Raw genomic sequence first — 5,111 nt, forward strand, 5'->3', positions numbered from 1 at the left:
GGTTAGCCGCTGTGCACCCGGTCGGTCGAGTCGACGGTCGACGGCTGGCGCTGCTGGTCGCGAGCAACTGACCGGACGATCTCACCGCTGCGAACCGCGACGTTCGACAGCAGCGACGACGAGATGCCGTGCGTGTGCTCCGTGCCGCCCTGTAGGAAGACACCACCTGGTAGCGGTGACTTGGTGACAAGTCGGTAGTCACGCGCGACCCGTGGCCCCTGCGGGTCCATGACCACGACGTCGGCGAGATTGCCGAGCACCGAACGCAGGTTCATTGGGTGGAACCCGGTGGCGCACACGACCGCGTCGCACACCAATTCCTCGGTTAGTCCGGTCGGTTCGTGGACCACGGTGACGGTGACGCCGTCGGCGGTCTCGTCGACGGCGCTCGCGTTGGACGCGCCGTGCATGAACAGCCGCCGCTGGCCGGTCACTCGCTCGGTGTACTCGCGGGCGTACAGCTCCTCGATCAGCTGCAGGTCCACCGCGGAATAGTTCGTGCCGCGGTGGTAGCCCATCAGCCGGGCGCGGAACTCGGGCGACGAAGCGTGGTAGTCGTCGACCGCGGTGGCGTCGAAGATGCGGTTGGCGTACGGGCTGTCATCGGCAGGGCTGTAGCCGTACTTGGCGAACACCGCGTGCACCGAGGCGTCCGGGTAGGTGCTGTGCAGGTACGAGACGACCTCGGCCGCGCTCTGCCCGGCGCCGAGCACGACGAAGTTTTGGTGCGTCGGTTCGGGCATGCACTCGAGGTGGCTGAGCAGCTGATGGTTGTGGAACACCCGGTTCGACGCAGTGACGCCGGCGGGCAATCGCTGGAACAGACCGGTCGCGACAACGACGTTGCGGGCGCGCAGCACTCCGGACTGGTGGCCGCTCATCAGGATCTCGAAATGATCGCCGGCGTTCTCGATCGACTCGGCGCGGGTTCCATACGCGACCTGGGCGTCGACAGTGCGCGCGGACCACTCGAGGTAGTCGTGGAATTCGATCCGCGATGGGAAGAACGTCTGGTGGTTGATGAAATCCGGCAGGCGCCGCGCCTCGGCGAGGTAGTTCAGGAACGAGTAGCGGCTGCGCACGTTGCGCTGCGTCGCGAGGTCCTTGAGGAACGAGACCTGCATCGTTGTGCCGGGCAGCAACATGCCGGGGTGCCAGCCGAACTCTTCCTTGCTCTCGATGAACTGAGCAGTGATCTGGTCGCGGGCGTCACGCTCGGCGTTGAACTCCTCGAGCGCGATCGCAAGCGCGAGGTTGGAGGGGCCGAAGCCGATACCCGCAATATCGACGATCTCGGTGTTCGTCATGCTGCCCTTTTTCCCTGCTTCATCGTCGCAACCCTCCCCCGCCCCGGTCGCGTATATCGGGTCCCCCGGTCTGGCCTCGCACGCCGCCGGTCTTCGAACTGCGGTACGCCGCCGCGGATGTGAAAGGCGTTGTCCACGCTGGAGATACGAATAGCCGTTACCGAACGTACGAAGTTAAGTGAGGCTAACCTACACCTGGTTGTGTGCGCAAATCTTTCGCGGTGGTTTCGGCCCATGCGGACCACAATTCGGCAAAGCGGCCGTCTGCCGCGCGGAGTGCGTCGGGAGTGCCCTGTTCCACGACCTTTCCGCGATCGAGGACAACCACCAGATCGGCCGCCGCGGCCTGGCTCAGCCGGTGCGCCACGACGAGGGTTGTCCGGCCGGCTGTCGCTGCGTCCGCAGCGCGTTCGAGCTCGCGGGCGCCGAGGCTGCCCGCTTCGGCTGTTGCCTCGTCCAGCACGGCCACGGGCGGGTCCACCAGCACCAGGCGTGCGAGCGCGAGTTGTTGTGCCTGTGCGGCGGTCATCGCGTGCCCGCCCTCGCCGACAACGGTGTTCAGGCCGTCGGGAAGTCGGTCCACCCAGCCGAGCGCGTCGACCAGGCCAAGCGCATCGCGAATTTGCTCGACGCTCGCTTCCGGCGCCGCGAGGCGCAGATCGTCGACGAGCGGGCCGGCGAAGACGTGCACCTCCTGGCTGAGGATTACGACGTGTCGACGCAGTTGTCCCGGCGCAAGCGCGTCCAGCGGTACACCGCCGAGCCGCACGGATCCTGATGTCGGTGCAAGCGTCCCTGCGGCGATACCGGCGACGGTCGATTTGCCTGCGCCGGTGACTCCGACGAGTGCGACTCGTTTCCCGGCTGGGACAGTCAACTCGATCCCGCGCAGCACTTGCTGCAACCCGTCATAGGTGAACGCAACGTCGCGTAACTCGAGCGCGTTGTCGGCCGGCGCAGGCGGCAATTGTTCGCCGCTCTCGGCGTCCGATCCGGGTACCGGGAGCGCGGCCACGCCGACGAGCCGCGCCAGCCCCGCACCCGCGAGCTGCAGATCGTCGAAGCTGTACAGGAGCATGCCGATCGGATTGAACAGCCGATGGAACAGCAGCGCCGCCGCGGTGGTCGCGCCGACGGTGACGGAGCCGTTCTGCACCAGTACGTAGCCGACGATCAACACCGCGGCGAGTCCGACGAACTCCGCTCGATTGACGCGGCCGACCATGCGCGTGAAGAGCGTGAACACTCCGATGGTGAGGTCGCGTGCATGGCCCGATGACGTTTCGATGGTCTCGACCTCGCGGCGGTCGAGTGCGTAGGCGCGGACCGTGCGCGCACCGACAATGCTCTCTACGAGGACCTGCGACCGGTCGGCGACAGCGCGCCGCTCTGCCGCATAGCGCGGCGTGGATCGGGGCAGGAACCACCGCAGGGTGAGGGCATACATCGGCAGCGCAACGGCACCGGCCAGACCGAGCCGCCAGTCCAGCCCGAGCATGGCGATGACGCTGACGCCGGTGAGCAAGACCGACGACACAACCGTGGGGACCAGCGTGGATACCGCCTTTGTCACCGCGGAGACGTCGTTGCCCACCCGCGAAAGCAGGTCACCGGTACCCACGCGCTCGAGTTCCGGCACCGGAAGCCACAGCGCGGAGTGGACAACGGACTCGCGCAGATCCGCGAGGACACCGGCGCCGAGCGCGGCGATGGCGTAACCGCCGAACCCGATCGCCAGCCCGGATATCAGCGCCGCCACACCGGCGATCACGGCGATGGGCAACAGCACCGATGACGATGCGCCGTCGGTGATGCGGTCGACCAACACACCGAACGCGAGCGACGGCACGGTCGCGGCGGTTGCGCCGATGACGCCGATCACCGCGATACGCAGCATCGCCGCGCGGCGGGTCGCGAGTTCAGCGCGCAACCAGACGAACGTCTGCCGGGCGGTGGCCACCGGCAGTACCGGCGCTTGGCCCTCCTGCTCGGGCAGATTCGGATCAACGATTGTCATCGCAGCACCGCCGCGCGATAGCGATGATCCGTCGTGGTGAGTTCCGTGTGCGTGCCCTGCGCGCGGACCTTGCCGTGCTCGATCAGCACCACCCGATCGGCGGCGGCGAGCAGGGCCGGACTGCTTGTCAGCAGGACTGTGGTGAAGCGCCGTTCCGTGTGCCGCGTGTGGGTGAGGCCGTCGGCGATCGCGCGCTCCGTGACCGCGTCCACCGCGGTCGTCGGGTCGTGCAGCACGAGCACCGCCGGGTCGGCGACGAGCGCGCGTGCCAACGCGAGTCGTTGTCGCTGTCCGCCGGACAGCGATTTGCCGCGCTCGAGCATCGTGTGGGCCAGTCCGTGTGGATGCGCGTCGACGATATCGACCGCGGACGCGGCCTCCAGTGCGCGATACAGCCCGTCCTCGGTCACGTCGGGTGCTCCCGCGGTCAGGTTCGCGCCGACCGAGCCGGTGAAGAGATCGGTGACGTGCGGCTCGACCAAGAGCGAGCGCGGTGACTCGGCGAGCGAAATCCGATGTACCGGCACGCCGGAGATGAGCACCTCGCCCGACCCGTTCGGTGGCACAACCTCACCCGCGAGCGCATCGGCGAGTGCCTCGGCGTCGGCCGGGTCGGCTGCAACGACACCGACGTATTCGCCGGCGCGGACCGCGAGGTTGAGCCCGTCGAGTGACCGCAGGCGAAGATCGCGAACGACGATGTCGTGCGGTCCCGGGCCGATCGGCACCGGCGGAAGGTCGGGCCGTACATGGTCCGCGGTGGCGATCAGCGTCAAGCGTTCGGCCGATGCTCGGGAGGTGGCGAGCCGGCTCGGCAGCAGCGACAGCATCGTCAACGGCTCGAGCACGAACTGTGCGAGTCCGACAACGGTGATCAGTTCGCCGATCGTGATCCCGCCGTCGAAGGCGAACCAGCCCGCGAGCACCGCGACGCCAATGGCCAGCAGCGCGCTGAAGCCGCCAGCGACGCCGGCGAATATCCCCTGTGCTTTGGAAGCGCGCAGCATCGCACCCAGCGCGAGGCGGCTCGCGGCGCGGTAGCGGGTTGCGGCGGACTCCTCGGCACCGATACCGCGCAGCGGGCGTAGCCCGGCGATGAGGTCGGTCGCCGCGCCGCCGGTCTCCGCGATGCTCTCCTGCTGAGCGAGGACGCGGCGGGTGAGTGCCGGTGCGCCGACATGCAGCAGGAGCAGCAGGACCGGGACACCGATGATGATTGCCGCGCCGAGGGGAACGTCGATCGAGAGCAATGCGACCGCACTGACGACGACCGCAACCAGTGCGCCGACGGCGTGCGGGGTGTACTCGAGCAAAGTCGCGGTCTCGTCCGCATCGGTGCTTGCGACCGTGAGCTGTTCTCCGCTGCGCAGCGAGGTGTCGATCCCGCGAGGATGCAGGATGCGTTCGGCAGTGGCGACGCGCAGCCGGTGTGCGCGGGTGGCCGCAACCTTCGCCGCGAGCCGAGCGCCGAAGCGGTACGCGGTAGTCAGTAGGGCGAATACGCCGGCGAGCACCGCGATCCACACGGTGAGCGCGCCGACATCGCCTTGTTCGATCGCCCGGTCGACGATGACGCCGATCAGAATGGGAATCGCGGCCTCGCACGCCTGATGGAGGCTCAGCAGAACGGAGGCGCCGGCAAGCGCGACTCCGTTGTCCCGGAAGCCGTCGAGCAGGATTCGGGAGGCGGGAGTGGTGGCGGCGAACATGTCAGTGCGGATCCGATTCGGTCGGCACGAAATCGATCATTGCGAGCGTACCGACCGGGGGCAGCAGTCCGAGCAGCA

3 protein-coding genes are annotated in these 5,111 nt (G+C 68.0%); all 3 read right to left on the bottom strand.

The window, feature by feature from the left end:
• Positions 1-2: 2 nt before the first annotated feature.
• The 3 genes from A8G08_RS19000 to A8G08_RS19010 all read right to left on the bottom strand — a co-directional run bounded on the left by A8G08_RS19000 (position 3) and on the right by A8G08_RS19010 (position 5,033).
• Complete coding sequence (locus A8G08_RS19000) at positions 3-1,307, bottom strand: lysine N(6)-hydroxylase/L-ornithine N(5)-oxygenase family protein (protein ID WP_068277646.1); 1,305 nt, start codon at positions 1,305-1,307, stop codon at positions 3-5.
• A gap of 184 nt (positions 1,308-1,491) precedes the next feature.
• Positions 1,492-3,324 carry an ABC transporter ATP-binding protein gene (locus tag A8G08_RS19005; RefSeq protein ID WP_068277649.1) on the bottom strand — a complete coding sequence of 611 codons (1,833 nt, stop codon included), beginning with the start codon at positions 3,322-3,324 and terminating at the stop codon, positions 1,492-1,494.
• Entirely contained in the window at positions 3,321-5,033 is a 1,713-nt protein-coding gene (locus A8G08_RS19010; protein WP_068277653.1) for an ABC transporter ATP-binding protein, read from the bottom strand. Before A8G08_RS19010 ends, A8G08_RS19005 begins: the two co-directional genes overlap by 4 nt.
• Positions 5,034-5,111: the final 78 nt, after the last annotated feature.

The sequence above is a fragment of the Aldersonia kunmingensis genome, from assembly GCF_001646865.1.
Classification (GTDB): domain Bacteria; phylum Actinomycetota; class Actinomycetes; order Mycobacteriales; family Mycobacteriaceae; genus Aldersonia; species Aldersonia kunmingensis.

Bases quoted from the DNA above. Each gene is read 5' to 3' on its own strand.
- A8G08_RS19000 (WP_068277646.1), bottom strand. From the start codon at position 1,307: ATGACGAACACCGAGATCGTCGATATTGCGGGTATCGGCTTCGGCCCC.
- A8G08_RS19005 (WP_068277649.1), bottom strand. From the start codon at position 3,324: ATGACAATCGTTGATCCGAATCTGCCCGAGCAGGAGGGCCAAGCGCCG.
- A8G08_RS19010 (WP_068277653.1), bottom strand. From the start codon at position 5,033: ATGTTCGCCGCCACCACTCCCGCCTCCCGAATCCTGCTCGACGGCTTC.